General features: G+C 58.5%; 14 protein-coding genes. 12 read left to right on the top strand and 2 right to left on the bottom strand.

The annotated features are described in order from the left end of the window. The first annotated feature begins 26 nt into the window (after positions 1–26). The 4 genes from J2X66_RS21380 to J2X66_RS21365 all read left to right on the top strand — a co-directional run bounded on the left by J2X66_RS21380 (position 27) and on the right by J2X66_RS21365 (position 4,067). Positions 27–821: an ABC transporter substrate-binding protein gene (locus J2X66_RS21380; protein WP_310268131.1), complete on the top strand. Its 795-nt coding sequence runs from the start codon at positions 27–29 to the stop codon at positions 819–821. A 64-nt stretch (positions 822–885) separates the two neighbouring features. Next, positions 886–2,433 carry an amino acid ABC transporter permease/ATP-binding protein gene (locus J2X66_RS21375; protein ID WP_310268129.1) on the top strand — a complete coding sequence of 516 codons (1,548 nt, stop codon included), beginning with the start codon at positions 886–888 and terminating at the stop codon, positions 2,431–2,433. A gap of 46 nt (positions 2,434–2,479) precedes the next feature. Next, positions 2,480–3,268 carry an SDR family oxidoreductase gene (locus J2X66_RS21370; RefSeq protein WP_310268127.1) on the top strand — a complete coding sequence of 263 codons (789 nt, stop codon included), beginning with the start codon at positions 2,480–2,482 and terminating at the stop codon, positions 3,266–3,268. A 436-nt stretch (positions 3,269–3,704) separates the two neighbouring features. After that, complete coding sequence (locus tag J2X66_RS21365; protein ID WP_310268124.1) at positions 3,705–4,067, top strand: DUF6124 family protein; 363 nt, start codon at positions 3,705–3,707, stop codon at positions 4,065–4,067. Positions 4,068–4,147: 80 nt separating this feature from the next. Here J2X66_RS21365 and J2X66_RS21360 read toward each other — a convergent pair whose 3' ends face one another. Further along, positions 4,148–4,828, bottom strand: coding sequence for a TetR/AcrR family transcriptional regulator (locus J2X66_RS21360; protein WP_310268121.1), 681 nt, complete (start codon positions 4,826–4,828; stop codon positions 4,148–4,150). A gap of 127 nt (positions 4,829–4,955) precedes the next feature. On the opposite strand from J2X66_RS21360, the gene J2X66_RS21355 reads away from it, so the two are divergent. Continuing rightward, a complete protein-coding gene (locus J2X66_RS21355) occupies positions 4,956–5,381 on the top strand; it encodes a hypothetical protein (protein ID WP_310268118.1) in 426 nt (141 codons plus the stop codon). Positions 5,382–5,436: 55 nt separating this feature from the next. On the opposite strand, the gene J2X66_RS21350 is transcribed toward J2X66_RS21355, so the two are convergent. Continuing rightward, a complete protein-coding gene (locus J2X66_RS21350; RefSeq protein WP_310268115.1) occupies positions 5,437–6,060 on the bottom strand; it encodes a dihydrofolate reductase family protein in 624 nt (207 codons plus the stop codon). A 227-nt stretch (positions 6,061–6,287) separates the two neighbouring features. Between J2X66_RS21350 and J2X66_RS21345 the strand changes: the two genes are divergently transcribed. From J2X66_RS21345 to J2X66_RS21315, 7 genes are all read left to right on the top strand, one after another. Further along, positions 6,288–6,884, top strand: coding sequence for a paraquat-inducible protein A (locus J2X66_RS21345; protein WP_027923076.1), 597 nt, complete (start codon positions 6,288–6,290; stop codon positions 6,882–6,884). Then, positions 6,881–7,537 (top strand): paraquat-inducible protein A, encoded by a 657-nt coding sequence (locus tag J2X66_RS21340; RefSeq protein ID WP_310268111.1) that lies wholly within the window; start codon positions 6,881–6,883, stop codon positions 7,535–7,537. The genes J2X66_RS21345 and J2X66_RS21340 overlap by 4 nt, the downstream gene beginning before the upstream one ends. Further along, positions 7,518–9,176, top strand: a complete 1,659-nt coding sequence (locus J2X66_RS21335) for an MlaD family protein (protein ID WP_310268108.1) — start codon at positions 7,518–7,520, stop codon at positions 9,174–9,176. Before J2X66_RS21340 ends, J2X66_RS21335 begins: the two co-directional genes overlap by 20 nt. A 32-nt stretch (positions 9,177–9,208) precedes the next feature. Beyond that, a complete protein-coding gene (locus J2X66_RS21330; protein ID WP_310268395.1) occupies positions 9,209–9,766 on the top strand; it encodes a PqiC family protein in 558 nt (185 codons plus the stop codon). Positions 9,767–10,011: 245 nt separating this feature from the next. Further along, entirely contained in the window at positions 10,012–10,635 is a 624-nt protein-coding gene (locus J2X66_RS21325) for a histidine phosphatase family protein (RefSeq protein ID WP_310268105.1), read from the top strand. Positions 10,636–10,752: 117 nt separating this feature from the next. After that, positions 10,753–12,501 (top strand): lipid IV(A) 4-amino-4-deoxy-L-arabinosyltransferase, encoded by a 1,749-nt coding sequence (gene arnT / locus J2X66_RS21320; protein WP_310268100.1) that lies wholly within the window; start codon positions 10,753–10,755, stop codon positions 12,499–12,501. After that, entirely contained in the window at positions 12,498–14,021 is a 1,524-nt protein-coding gene (locus tag J2X66_RS21315; RefSeq protein ID WP_310268097.1) for a glycosyltransferase family 39 protein, read from the top strand. Before arnT ends, J2X66_RS21315 begins: the two co-directional genes overlap by 4 nt. Positions 14,022–14,290: the final 269 nt, after the last annotated feature.

Genomic DNA, 14,290 nt, shown 5'->3' with positions numbered 1-14,290 from the left:
CTTACCTACGCCGGAGTCAGTAAAAGATGAAAAACAATAAAAAGAACCTGTTGAGCTTGGCTGTATTGGCAGCCGGTATGCTCGGTGCCTCGGTGAGCATGGCTGCGACCGGCCCGTTCAAGGTCGGCATGGAAATCACCTACCCTCCGTTCGAGTCCTATGACAAGGACAAAAACGTCGTGGGTTCCGATCCTGAACTGGCAGCGGCACTGGCCAAGCACATGAACACCACGGTGGAGTTCGTCGACACCAAGTTCCCGAGCCTGATCCTGGGCTTGAACTCAGGCAAATACGACGCGGTCATTTCCGGCATGTACATCACACCGGAACGTCAGACTCAGGCCCAGACCATCGCCTATGCCAACACCGGTGCCGCGGTCATGGTGCCCAAGGGCAGCGAAATCAATGCGAAAAAACCTGAAGACCTGTGTGGCTTGAAACTGGGTCTGGAACAGGGCACCACCTGGGTCAAGGAATTCCGCAAACTGTCCGATGAATATTGCGTGCCGAACAACAAAGGCGCGATCACCGTCAGCGAGTACCCTTCGGCGCCTGAAGTCACCCAGGCCCTGTTGTCCAAGAACATTCAGGCCCAGGTTGAAATCGCTGGCGCGGCAAAATTGATCGCGGAAAAGACCAACGGCCGAGTCGTCATCACCACCGATCACCCGATCTATCAGCAAACCCTGGGCATTTTCGTCAAGAAAGGCAACGAAGAAACCTTCCAGGCGGTGCAAAAGGCCTTCGAGGAGACCAAGAAGAGTGGTGAGTATGCCGCTATTCTTAAAAAATACGCCTTGGAAGAACCGGCCTCCCATTAAGAACCTGTCCTTGTAGTCTGGTCATCTGCCGCCCCTGCATGGGGGCGGCAGATCGAGGTGCCCTATGCCATTCGATTGGTCGTATTTCTTCTCCCTGTTCTCCCTGCCGGACTTCTGGAACGCCTGCGTCACGGTGATTCAGCTCAGTGCCCTGGCCTGGTTCATCGGCATGCTGCTGGGTTTTCTCCTGGCCACGGCCAAGCTGTCCCAATCGCCCTTGCTGCGCATTCCCGCAGCGGTCTACATCTGGTTCTTTCGCAGCATCCCGCTGCTGGTGCTGGTGGTGTTCGTCTACAACTTGCCGCAATTGTTTCCCGGTAGCGGCCCGATTCTGTCCAACCCCTTCTACTCCGGCTTGTTGGCCCTGGTGGTCACCGAAGCGGCGTACATGGCGGAGATCCATCGTGGCGGCCTGATTTCAGTGGCCAAGGGCCAGAAGGAAGCCGGCCGCGCGCTGGGCGTCGGCGTGTTCGGCATGCAACGTTTGATCGTGATCCCCCAGGCATTCCGTATTTCGCTGCCCACGTTGATCAATGAATACATCACGGTGGTCAAGCTGACATCGCTGGTCTCGGTCATCTCTCTGACCGAAATCCTCACGGTCGGTCAACGGCTCTATGCCACTAACTTCCTGGTCATGGAAACCCTGGCGGCAGTCGGCGTCTACTACGTGTTGATTGTCACCGTGTTCGGCTATTTCCTGCAGCGTCTGGAACGCTACCTGGACCTGAATTTCCGCAAGCCGCACACACTCGATGACGCGACCGTGGCGAAGTTCAAAGCCTGCGCCGAAGCACTGCCCGATAGCGCGCGCAGAGCCGCCGGCAATAACGCGGCACCCATCCTGCAATTGAAGAATATCCAGAAGAGCTACGGCACGCATAAAGTGCTTTTGGGCATCGACCTGACTGTCGAATACGGCCAGGTAGTCTCGATCATCGGACCCTCCGGCTCCGGCAAAACGTCGCTGATCCGCACAGTCAACGGCCTGGAAAGCATCGATACCGGCGATATTTCGTTGTTCGGTCAAACATTCATCGAAGCGTCGGACAAACCCGACAGTTCCCGCCTGCGCAAAGGCGTGCGGCACATCGGCATGGTGTTCCAGAACTTCAACCTGTTCCCGCATCGCACCATTCTCGACAACGTCACGCTGGCGCCGCGTTACCACGGCCAGCCAGGCGAGCTGAGTGAACATCGTGCCTACGCGCTACTGGACAAGGTCGGCCTGCTGGCCCATGCCCACAAGTACCCGCACCAGCTCTCCGGCGGGCAGCAACAGCGCGTGGCCATCGCCCGGGCCCTGGCGATGGAGCCGCAGATCATGCTGTTCGACGAGCCGACCTCGGCCCTCGACCCGGAACTGGTCAACGACGTGCTCAATGTGATCCGCGACTTGGCCAAGGAAGGCATGACCATGCTGATCGTGACCCACGAAATGGACTTTGCCATGTCAATCTCCGATCGGGTGATTTTCATGGAGAACGGCAATATTCAACTCGATGCCGCCCCTGAAACCATACGCTGCGATGACGAGGGCGAACGAGTGCGGCGCTTTATGGGCATCGGTGCTCAATCGCCCAACCGCTCCGCAGCGGTGGATCACGCATGAACAGGCAACTCCTTTTTTTGAGCGCTCTTCTTTCAGGAAAACACCCATGAATCTTGGAATAGCAGGACGCTGGGCGCTGGTATGCGCCGCCAGCAAAGGCCTGGGTAAAGCCTGCGCACAGGCACTCGTCAGCGAAGGCGTGAACGTGGTGATTACTGCGCGGGGCGAACACACGCTGAATCAAACAGCCCTTCAGCTCAGAGCGATCAATCCTGAGGTGACGGTCATCGCCGTGGCGGGAGACATATCGACGCCTGAAGGCCGGGCAGCCGCCCTCCTGGCCCACGAGCATTTTGACATCTTGATCAACAACGCTGGCGGCCCGCCTCCCGGGGATTTCCGCGAATGGGATCGCGACGCCTGGCTCAAGGCACTGGACGCCAACATGCTCACGCCGATCGAGTTGATCAAGGCCACAGTAGACGGCATGGCGGCACGCGGATTCGGCCGGATCATCAACATCACGTCGAGTGCCGTGAAGTCGCCTATCGAAAGCCTCGGTCTGTCCAATGGCGCGCGCAGCGGCCTGACGGGGTTCATCGCAGGGCTTGCCCGGCAGGAAAACATCGCCAGTCGTAATGTGACGATCAACAACCTGCAACCGGGCTCCTTCGACACCGATCGACTGCGTGGCAATCTGGTCGAGGCTGCCCGCGAGTCGGGGCAAGACAGTGAGGCATTCCTCAACGAATGCCGCAGCGAAATCCCTGCCAAACGCTTCGGCTCACCCGAAGAATTCGGTGCGCTGTGTGCCTTCGTTTGCAGCCGCCATACGGGTTACCTGACCGGGCAGAACCTGTTGATAGATGGCGGGGCGATTCGCTCCAGTCAATAACGACAGCAGGCGCAACTGGGACGGACCTCGCGATGGCGTCCGTCCCCGCGCGAGATTCCCCCTTTGCTTTGGGGTTTTAAACAACAAAAATCCTAACTGTTTAAACGAAGCCTCCTGTTACCACCCAAGAGCTACAACGCCTTGCGCCATCGCCTACGGGTAAGACAGAATCCGCCGGCTTGTGCGTCCAGGGCCCCGTCGTTAACTTGATTCCTGTCACTGCTCATAGTGATCGGGTCTGCAAGCCCGCCGGAATACCAGTCGCATAGCCCTGCCAACGGACGCTCGTTCATGTCCGCGAAATGGCGGCTTTGTGTGGGAGACCTTCGGGTCTGCCGGGTTCCTGGTTTCCCGGTCTTGCAGACCCGCACATAGCTGCCACCCATCATCTGCAAGTGATGTCGGTAGCTCCTAATGAACAATCAGGAGTTTCACCATGATCAAACCAACACCCAACCCTCCGGACATTGATCCGGCATCGCCCTACGAATCCCTCGATTCAAAAAAACTCCACGAAGCGGCCGAACGCGCCCTCGACCACTACCTCAACCCGGCCGCCCAAATCATGGCCAGCCCCCACGAACCCGAACCGATGTTCCTTGCCAACCCCAAGTACGACACCGAATCCCTGCTGGTCAACGCCAGCGAATCACTGGGCTCGGCCACCACCATGCTCAGCAATTTGGCGGCGCTACTGGACAACTCAAACCGCAAGACCCTGCTGGGGATTACGCAAGTGGTGATGTTGGGGGAACTGGCGGTGAATCAGGCGCTGGACAAGGTTGAAGTGAAGGCGTAAGCACGATCCTCTGTGGCGAAGAACCGGTTCTTCGCCACAGAAGGAGATGAAGTCTGTTATGGCTGTTCGGCCAGCAGTAGTTATCCATTCTGCGAACCCGCCGGCACAACTTTGCGTTTTCGTCGCGCCGACTCATCCTCCGCCAGCGCCTGACGAACCAGCGCCCGAGCCGCCCACGCGGCGGCGTCGAGTGATTCTTCGACGCTCGCGCCACTGATATCGCGCACGGCGATCATCGCCTCGGTGCCCATGACGATCGACAGCGCCTGCTTGAGGCGTTTGCGCGCCTGGGGTGAGAGTTCGTCCTTCAGCGAATCGACAATCGGCTCGATGTAGCTCATTCGTCGACCCGGCCGCAGCGGCGTGTCGCGGGACTCACTATCGAGCCACACGGTCATGAACGAACGCTCCATCACGCGCAGGCCAATCTCGTCCTCCATCAACAGTGTGTTCAACGCGTTCGCAGCCAGGCCCATGCCCTTTACCGGATCGTCTCCCGGCTGCCAGAGCTGCTTCAGCGGAGTCATGTCGCGGTCGGTGGCGGTCTCGCTGATTAACGCCTCCGGTGACGGAAAGTAGCGATACGCTGTAGCGCGCGAAACCATGGCGCGTTCGGCCACTTGCGCGACCGTCGGGTTGTGGCCCTCGTCGCGCAAGGCGACTGCGGCATCGAGCAGCGCTTGTCGTGTGCGGAGCCTCTGGTTGGCGCGGCCTTGCGAATCAGACTCGCGGACCGACGGGCTTGACTTCTTTTTTGGCACGGTGATACTCCGTCTTCTTATGAGACATAAGTCTCATAATAGATGCAGGGCAAGGACGCTGTCGACGGTGAATAAAACAATCGATTTCAGCAACTGAGCGCGCCGCAGGGCGCATGAGGTGAATGCCATGAATCACAACCCCCGTTCGCGGACCTGGTTTCGGCTCGCTGCCATTTACTTTGCCATTGGCGTGATGCTGGGTGTGGCGATGGGCGCTTCCGGCGACCACTCGCTTTACGCGGTACATGCCCATATCAATCTGTTGGGATGGGTATCGATGGCCCTGTTCGGAATCATCGGCGCGGTGCACCCGTCCATCACCGAAGGCCGAATTGCGGCAATTCAGTTCTGGACCTACAACGTTGCCGTCCCGGTGATGCTGGGCGCGTTGGCGCTGCGCCTTAAAGGCTGGCCGTCAGTCGAGCCATTGATTGCCGTCGCATCACTCCTTGTGGGTGCCAGCGTGCTGTTGTTCGTGTGGCAGGTGTTTTCGCGCATGGGTGTCACTGCCGAGCGGCTGACCAACGCGACTGGCGAGTCGCGGCTGTCATAAAGCGAAATCCGGTTTTTGGGCAGCGTATCGATACGCTGCCCTCTGCCGCCGGCCGCTATTCATTATCAAACGTACCGGTGCGCACCTCCCCGTCCCGCACATACCGGGTGATCAACACACCGGCCGGCGTGCTGATCGAATTCACCAATGTGAAAGCCGAAGCCTGCGCCGTGTCGTCGAACAAGCGCTTGCCGCGCCCCAGCATGACGGGAAACGTCATCAACCGAAGTTCGTCGACCAATCCGGCGGCGAGCAGCTGGCGCACCAGATCGCCGCTGCCCTGGGTCAAGAGATCGGCACCGTCCTGTTGCTTGAGCGAACGTATCGCATCGGCAAGGTTTCCTTCCAAGGCACGACTGTGCTGCCATTCCAGCGTATCTGGGTGATGCGTGGCCACATGCTTCGGCGCCCGGTTGAACAGGTCAGCAATACAATGGCTATGGGAATCGGCCTTTTGCCGCGGCCAATACGCCGCGAAGATGTCGTAGGTGCGACGCCCCAGCAGCAACTCGAACGGCTGAGAAAACAGGTCCTGTATCGCCTCGCCAGAGACCTTGTCGGCGTGGGGCACGATCCAGCCACCAAAGCGGAATTCGTCGCTGGTGTCTTCTTCTGGGCCGCCGGGGGCTTGCATGACGCCATCCAGACTCAGGAAAGCGGCAACGGTGAGCTTGCGCATGGTCTTCTCCTGTAAGTGCACGTATCGGGAATTCCGGGGATCGCAGCGTACCCGCCGATTCATTCCCTGACAGATAGTCGAACGAGCCATTGCGAAATCGACAGTACGTCGTCCTGATGAAGGTCCACCGATACCGCATCGTTTTGAATTTCGATTTGCTCAATTGCGAGGCACTTCTATATTGAGGAGGTGCTCTGAACTTCCTGCCTACTGTTGAGCCTTGGCCCATGGCGAATACTGATCAATTGATCATCTGCGAGCACTGCGACTCTGTGTATGAAAAAGTCACGCTCGCCAAACACCAGAAAACCCTGTGTACCTGCTGCGGCGGCGTGCTCCAGCGTTACAACGGCCTGACGGTGGAGCAACGACTGGCGTTGACCTTCACGGCGTTGGTGCTGTGGATTTTCGCCAATTTCTATCCGGTCATGAGCATCAGCCTCAAAGGCTTGAAAAACAGCGCAACCCTGTGGGATTCGGTATTGGCCCTGAGCCTGGGGCCGATCACGTTCATCGCGATGGTCGCCGCGATTGCAATGATCATCGCGCCGATTTTCCAGCTGTTGCTGCTGATCTGGGTCCTGGGTTTTGCCCTCTCACACCGACGTTCCCCCGGTTTCAAATTTTGCATGCGCTGGCTGGAATCCCTGCGGCCCTGGAGCATGCTGGAAGTCTGTCTGCTCGGCGCCATGGTCGCGGTGATCAAACTGGCCGGATTGCTCGACGTGCTGCCCGGCATCGGCCTGTTTGCCCTGGCCGTGCTCAGCCTGATGATGATCCGCATCGCCGGGCGCGATATCCGTGAATTGTGGGACATTCTATGAACACACCCCCGGTCGCCAGCGACCTCAACCTCTGCCTGTGCCATAGCTGCGGCATGGCCTGCGACATGACCGGTGAGCCCCACGAATGCGAGCGCTGCGGTGCGCCGCTGCACCGGCGCAAATCCAATTCGCTGGCCCGCACCTGGGCCTACATGTTCACCGCCCTGGCGTTTTACGTGCCGGCCAATCTGTTGCCGGTGATGAACACCAAGATGGTCGGCAATGGCGCCGACAGCACGATCATGAGCGGTGTCCTGGAATTCTGGCAGCATGGTGCCTGGGATATTGCCCTGATCATTTTCATCGCCAGCATCGCGGTGCCGGGCATCAAGTTCGTGGCCCTGACCATGCTGCTGGTGACCGTCCAGCGCGAGAGCCTGTGGGCACGCAAGGAGCGGTCGCAACTGTACCGCTTCGTCGAGATCATCGGTTACTGGTCGATGCTCGATGTGATTGTGGTGGCGTTGGTGGCCTCGCTGGTGAAGTTTCAAGCCCTGGCCGACATTGAACCGCGCCCGGGCATTCTGTTTTTCGGTTTGGTGGTGGTGTTCACCATGCTGGCGGCGATGAGTTTCGACCCGCGCCTGATCTGGGATAAAAAGCGGGAAACCCCACAAAACGAGGAGGTCATGGATGAAGTCGCAAGCCACTGAAGGGCCTCAAACCCCCGGGCAGGCTCCGGTCAAGACCGGTCGCAGCCTCTCACTGGTCTGGATCGTGCCCATTGTTGCGGTATTGGTCGGGCTGTCACTGGTGGTCCACAGCATCTTGCAGGAAGGGCCGACCATCACCGTCACGTTCAAGACCGGTTCTGGCCTGACGGCCAACAAGACTGAGGTTAAATACCGCAACGTGGTGATCGGCCAGGTCACTGATGTAGAGCTGAGTAACGACCAGAAGAATGTCAACGCCACGATCAAACTGACCAAACAAGCCGAAAGTTTCACCCGTTCAGACTCGCAATTCTGGGTCGTGCGGCCACGTATCGGTGCCGGCGGGGTTTCGGGCATTGATACGTTGCTGTCCGGGGACTATATCGGCGCCGACATTGGCCAGGCCAATGGCCGCTCGAAAACCTTCAAAGGTCTGGAAAACCCGCCACCGATCACCTATGGCGAGCCGGGCAAGCGGTTCACCTTGCATACACAGGACCTGGGTTCGCTGGACATCGGCTCGCCGGTTTACTACCGCAAGATTCCGGTTGGCCAGGTGGTGGCCTACGCGCTGGACCCCGACGGGAAAGGGGTAAACATCGACCTGTTCATCCATGCGCCTAATGACCAGTACGTCACCGAAAACACCCGATTCTGGAATGCCAGCGGTGTGGACGTGAGCGTCGGCGCCAACGGCTTTGCGCTCAAGACCGAGTCGCTGTCCGCGATGCTGGTGGGCGGTATCGCCTTCCGCGCGCCGGACTACAACCCCAACGACAAACCGGCCGCCGAAGAGTATGCCTACGAGCTGTTTGAAGATCAGCAAACCGCCCTCGCCCCGCCCAATGGCAAGGCGCAGTTCCTGGGCCTGCGTTTCGATCAGGCCATGCGCGGGCTCAAGGTCGATGCGCCGGTGGAGTTTCTCGGCATGGAAATCGGCAAGGTGGTGTCGGTCAACCTGGATTTTGACCCGGTAAAACGTACTTTCCCGGTCAACGTCGGCATTGTGATCTACCCGCAGCGCCTGGGTCAGGCCCACACCAAAATGATCAAGGCGCTCAATCATGACCCCAATGACGAAGCGGCTGGCGTACGGATGATCGGTACCTTCATCGACAACGGTCTGCGTGCCCAGGCCCGTACCGGCAACCTGCTGACCGGCCAGTTGTACATCGCCCTGGACTTTTACCCCAAAGCGGAAAAAGTGGCCTTCGATCCCACCGCGCGCCCGGTCATGATTCCAACGGTGCCGGGCAGCCTCGAACAGTTGCAGGAAAAACTCGAAGCCATGATCAGCAAAATCAACAAGCTGCCCGTGGAGCGCATTGCCGACAACCTCGACAGCAACCTTGTGGAACTGCGCAAAGGGCTGGTGAAATTCAACGGCAAGACACTGCCAGGCGTAGATACCACCCTGTCGGAAGTCAGCAAGACCCTGCAGTCGGCCAATACGACCCTGCAATCGGCTAACTCCACCATTGCCGAAGATTCGCCACAAAGGGAAAAACTGGGACAGACCCTGGATGAGCTTTCACGTACGTCGCGATCGTTGCGTGAACTGACGGATTACCTGGGCCGCCATCCGGAATCGCTGATTCGTGGTCGACCTGACAATGCCGCGGCAAAGGACCTGAAATAATGACCGGGCCGCAGAAGAAAGGAGCAACATCTATGGGTTTTTCGCCAAAGCTCACCTTGGTCACTGCGCTGTTACTGCTCGTGGCTTGCCGCAGTGATCCTGTTCACTATCACACCCTGATGCCGCCTCAAACCGGGGGCTCGGCGCACAATAGTGCGGTGTCCATCGAGATTGAGAGCCTCAGTGTGCCGGCGCAGGTCGACCGGCCGCAGGTGGTGATTCGCCAAGGTAACAGCGGCCTGGTGCTGCTCGAAACCGAATGGTGGGGGGCGTCGCTGGGCGATGAGTTTCGAAGTGCCCTGATCGATCAATTGGCGAGCGCCAATCCCCCGCGCAAGTTGTCATTGCGCATAGATGTACAACGCTTTGATTTGGTTCCCGGGCAATATGGGCTGATTGACGCGACCTGGCGCCTGCGCGTTACCGGCGAAGGCAATGGGGCGTCACTCACCTGCCGCAGTACATTGCAAACGCCTTCAGGCGCGAGCATTGAAGATCTGGTTGCCGCCCAGCAGAACAACGTCAAACGCCTGGCTGCACTGATCGGGCAGGCGGCCAGGAGCACACGACAGAGTTGCCCGTCCTCCTGACTTTAATGCCTGGACACTGTTCAGCGGTGTCTCCGTTACCGCTGAACCAAGCATTACAGGATGGTTTGATTTTGACACGTCAAAAGTCGTGACAGGTACCGAGGAAGCGATAAGGATTCTCAATAATTGACTAAGTTAACAGCGTTCACACCCTGAGCAATTTTTTCACATTTGTTTCACTCCTCCGCTACCTGATCGGCTCTAGTTTTGCTCGTAATTCTCTTACTTCAGATAACGAACAAAACATGACTTCGCGCACAGTGAAACTGGCCTCACTAATCGCTGCCTCGGTGGTTGCTGCAGTCGTTACGGGTTTTGTCTTGTGGCCGAAATCGCCCACTCACCTGGCCAGTGCCGATAGCGCCGCCAAGGCTGAACTCTTTCAAGACTGGCAGGCCGGCGAAGTCGTAGCGCTGGTCCGTCACGCCGAGCGGTGCGACCAATCCAACAACCCTTGCCTGGGGTCGGCGGACGGTATCACCCGCTTCGGTAACGAGTCCTCCACGGCGGTCGGCCAGCACTTCACGCGCCTGGGCATGGCGCAAACCGATGTGTTGAGCAGCCCGGCCACGCGCACGATGCAAACGTCGCACGCCATGTTCGGCAGTGACCCCAAGACACAGGAGTGGCTGGTCACTTGTGGCAAAACGCTGCGCAACGACGTGGTCGCGCACAAGCAGGCCCATCGCAATCTGGTGCTGGTCTCTCACAGTGGCTGCATTGGCGACTTCTTGGCCGAGACCGGTTTCCCGCATGCGGCCAAGAGTGAATACGGCAGTTCACTGTTCCTGCGTATTGACACTAATGGGCAACTCCAAGTGCTGGGCATTATTAATCCTGAAGACTGGAACGCAGTGCAGGGGAAATAAACAACGGCGACTCGCCAACAGCCATCAGTAGCCACCGACTCGACTTGAGTTGTCCCACTGTCCATTGAACTTCGACACCCACGCTGCCCGCTTGCGGTATTACGGCAAGGACGAGTCATGACTTCGCATAACCCATTACCCCATTCTACGGATCAGCTAGCCAGCGCTCGCGTCCCGATTGAACGCTGGCTGGTGCCCGGCCTGTTATTGGCGTTTGTGGTTTTTTACCTGCTGCCGCTGATGACGCACGGGCTATGGATCCCCGACGAAACCCGGTACGGCCAGATCAGTCAGGAGATGCTCCTGACTGGCAACTGGGTCGCGCCGCACTTCATGGGCATCCGCTACTTCGAAAAGCCTATTGCCGGCTACTGGATGATCGCCATCGGTCAGGCGATCTTTGGCGATAACCTGTTCGGCGTGCGGATTGCTTCGGCTGTGAGTACCGGGCTGAGTGTCTGGCTGACTTACCTGATCGCCCGCAGGCTTTGGAACGATCCACGCAAAAGCGCGGCCTGCGCATTGCTGTACATGAGTTTCGGGCTGATTGCCGGTCAGGCCGGTTACGCCAACCTTGATCCGCAATTCACGCTCTGGGTCAACTTGAGCCTGGTCGCGCTCTGGTTTGCCATCGACGGCCAAACGTCTCGAAACAAGGTGAGCGCGTGGGCGGTGATGGGTTTTGCCTGTGGCATGGGTTTCATGACCAAAGGCTTTCTCGCCTGGCTGTTACCGGTGTTGATCGCCCTGCCCTACATGATCTGGCAACGGCGCATGGGCGAATTGCTGCGTTACGGTTCGTTAGCCGTGTTGGTCGCTGTCGCGGTGTGCTTGCCATGGGTGCTCGCCATCCAGCATCGGGAGCCGGACTTCTGGAACTTCTTCTTCTGGAATGAACACGTGCGCCGGTTCGCCGCCGATGATGCGCAGCACGCACGACCCTGGTGGTTTTATCTGCCGCTGCTGATCGCGTCGAGCCTGCCGTGGGCGGCATTGCTGCCCAACACGTTGATCAACGCGTGGAAGCAAAAAGGCCAACCCGCCATCGCGTTCATGCTGTTGTGGCTATTGTTGCCATTGGCGTTTTTCAGCTTGAGCAGCGGCAAACTGCCGACCTACATCATGCCGTGCCTGTTGCCGCTGGCCCTGCTGATCGGGCACACGGTCATGGAGCAGCTGAATCTGGGTCGGGGCCGTTCAATTCGCATCAATGGGGTGATCAACATCAGCGTGGGCACCGCCGCGTTGATCGCCTTGCTTTATGTCCAGACCACCAAGGAAATCTACCCAAACACCGAGATGTTCAGCCTGTCCCTGGTGTTTATCGTGTTGGTCGGCTGGATCATTTCCAACGCCTTGCAAGTCATGCGGCCGTTGACGTTTTGGGCGATGCCCGCCGTCGGTATCTGGCTGCTGGTCGCGTTAGCGCCGGCCGCCATGCCTTCGCAGATCGTCAACAGCAAGATGCCGGACCAGTTTATCGCCGAGCACCTTGATGCATTGGCGCAAACCTCTTCGTTGCTGAGTAACGATCTGGGGGCGGCTTCGGCGTTGTCCTGGCGTTTGAAGCGGCCACAAATCGACCTGTTCAATACCGTTGGCGAGCTGAAATACGGCCTCGCCGACCCGGCCATGGACTCACGCAAAGTCACCAAGGACAGCGTCGCCAAGTGGATGGCCGAGGCACGAAAAAAAGGCGCGGTAGGCGTGGTGATGCGGGTGAACAGCGTTCAGGAAGTGCAGGAGGTCGAGCTGTTGCCTATCGACGGCGTGCGCTATGAGCGAGGCAATCTGCAGATCCTGATATTTCCGAAAACCGGCCCTGACAGCGTTTCTGACAAAGTGCCGACTGGAAACCCCTCATGAAATTCTGGACCCGTGACAAGGGCCGGTTGACGCTGCTGCTGGGCGTTACCGCGTTGATTCTGTTGTTGGGGCTAGGCACCCGTGAGTTATGGGGCGCGGAAACACGTTGGGCCAATATCGCGTTGCAGATGCTGCAAAGTGGTGACTATTTCGACCCCTACCTCAAAGGTGGGGCCTATTACGACAAACCGCTGCCCTCCTATTGGTTGATCACGGCCTCCGCCTGGTTGACCGGCGGTCTGAACCACTGGTCATTGCGCCTCTCCTCGGTGATCGCCGCGTGGCTGAGCGTGTGGTTGGTGTACCTGATCGGCGAGCAGCTGTTCCGCAAAGGCACCGGTTTGATTGCCGGGTGGATGCTGGCGACCACCTTCTATTTTGTCTTTTGGGCACGGGTGGCCACGGCCGACATCCTCACGGTTTGCGGCGTGCTGGCGGCGGTGTGGTGGTATTGGCGCGGACCGGACGACACCCGCGTCGGTCGTTACCTGGTGTTTTTCCTGCTGCTGTCCCTGACCTCGCTGTTCAAAGGCTTGATCGGTTTTATCCTGCCGGGATTGTTGCTGCTGCCGCATCTGGTGCAGGAAGGACGCTGGAAACGCCACCTCAATCTGCGGCTGTGTGCGGCACTGCTGATTGCCGGCGTTTTCTACATGACCCCGTTCATGCTGTCGCATGTTTACGGTGCACCAACCTATGGCGAAAGTGGCCTGGGCCTGGTGTTGCGCGAGAACGTCGTCCGGTTTTTCCAGCCGTTCGATAACATCGGCCCGATTTACACCTACCTGCTTTACCTCCCCGTCTACACCTTGCCGTGGGCGCCTTGCTGGCTGTTGGCGTGCTGGGTCGCGTTGCGCAACTGGCGCAGTGTCGAGCCCAATACCCGCTGGCTGCTCTGGGGCCTGGGGTTGCTGATGTTGTTTTTCACTGCCAGTGGCAGTCGACGCAGCTACTACGTGCTGCCGCTTGTGCCCTTCGCGCAACTGCTGGGAGCGTGGTGGATCACCCGACGCATGGCTGAACGCAACGTGGTCGGCACGTTGCTCAGTCGCGGCTTGAAGATCGGCTTCGGAGTGAGTGCCGTCGCACTAATGGCCGTGCTTGGCGTGCTGTATCCCTGGACCAACAGCGGTGGCGGCGTGATGGACTTCGGTGACAGGGTCAAGCTCGAGGCCAGCAAACGGGCTCCCTTGAATCACTGGCGCATGGTGATGATCGATGTCGATAACAAAGTGCCCATGTACCTGCAAACCGGTGGCCCAACGTTTTATTACGTACAGCAAACCGACGACTTCCCGCGCACCGGCGACACCGACGCGCTGATGGCCTGGTTGGACCGCACCAGTGGCCAGCACTGGAATCCGCAACTTACCATTGTTGTCGCGCAGTACCGCAACGGCGATGCGCTGCCGCTGAACTACCTGAGTGCCGACCACCAGGTCATCACCACCACGCCCACCAACGGCGAACGACTGTTTCACGCCCGCGAAGACCAGAGCGTGGCGTTTATTCCCGACTGATCCACAACGAAAATTGAACCACCGGGCCGCGCTTCCCGGCGTGCCTTTGAGAGCGGTACTATCCTTTCGCCACTATTTACACATCAGCGGCTGCCCGCCGGTTGCTCACAACAAGGTGTGCGAAACGAATTTCTGCCGGGCAAGCCGTTGAGGGCTGCTAATCTGAATGAAAATGACATGTATTAACGGTTTCTTTGACGTTTTTTTCTCATTTTACGTTCTACATTCCCTGCCATTCAAAACATGCAAATGATTCGCATTGATTTGCT

This window comes from Pseudomonas sp. 3296 (assembly GCF_031456615.1).
In the GTDB taxonomy this organism is placed as follows: Bacteria; Pseudomonadota; Gammaproteobacteria; order Pseudomonadales; family Pseudomonadaceae; genus Aquipseudomonas; species Aquipseudomonas mucoides.
This window is presented reverse-complemented; position numbering and strand designations above follow the sequence as displayed.

Excerpts from the sequence above, each read along its gene's own strand:
- J2X66_RS21380 (WP_310268131.1), top strand. The coding sequence starts at position 27 with ATGAAAAACAATAAAAAGAACCTGTTGAGCTTGGCTGTATTGGCAGCC.
- J2X66_RS21375 (WP_310268129.1), top strand. The coding sequence starts at position 886 with ATGCCATTCGATTGGTCGTATTTCTTCTCCCTGTTCTCCCTGCCGGAC.
- J2X66_RS21370 (WP_310268127.1), top strand. The coding sequence starts at position 2,480 with ATGAATCTTGGAATAGCAGGACGCTGGGCGCTGGTATGCGCCGCCAGC.
- J2X66_RS21365 (WP_310268124.1), top strand. The coding sequence starts at position 3,705 with ATGATCAAACCAACACCCAACCCTCCGGACATTGATCCGGCATCGCCC.
- J2X66_RS21355 (WP_310268118.1), top strand. The coding sequence starts at position 4,956 with ATGAATCACAACCCCCGTTCGCGGACCTGGTTTCGGCTCGCTGCCATT.
- J2X66_RS21350 (WP_310268115.1), bottom strand. The coding sequence starts at position 6,060 with ATGCGCAAGCTCACCGTTGCCGCTTTCCTGAGTCTGGATGGCGTCATG.
- J2X66_RS21345 (WP_027923076.1), top strand. The coding sequence starts at position 6,288 with ATGGCGAATACTGATCAATTGATCATCTGCGAGCACTGCGACTCTGTG.
- J2X66_RS21340 (WP_310268111.1), top strand. The coding sequence starts at position 6,881 with ATGAACACACCCCCGGTCGCCAGCGACCTCAACCTCTGCCTGTGCCAT.
- J2X66_RS21335 (WP_310268108.1), top strand. The coding sequence starts at position 7,518 with ATGAAGTCGCAAGCCACTGAAGGGCCTCAAACCCCCGGGCAGGCTCCG.
- J2X66_RS21330 (WP_310268395.1), top strand. The coding sequence starts at position 9,209 with ATGGGTTTTTCGCCAAAGCTCACCTTGGTCACTGCGCTGTTACTGCTC.
- J2X66_RS21325 (WP_310268105.1), top strand. The coding sequence starts at position 10,012 with ATGACTTCGCGCACAGTGAAACTGGCCTCACTAATCGCTGCCTCGGTG.
- arnT (WP_310268100.1), top strand. The coding sequence starts at position 10,753 with ATGACTTCGCATAACCCATTACCCCATTCTACGGATCAGCTAGCCAGC.
- J2X66_RS21315 (WP_310268097.1), top strand. The coding sequence starts at position 12,498 with ATGAAATTCTGGACCCGTGACAAGGGCCGGTTGACGCTGCTGCTGGGC.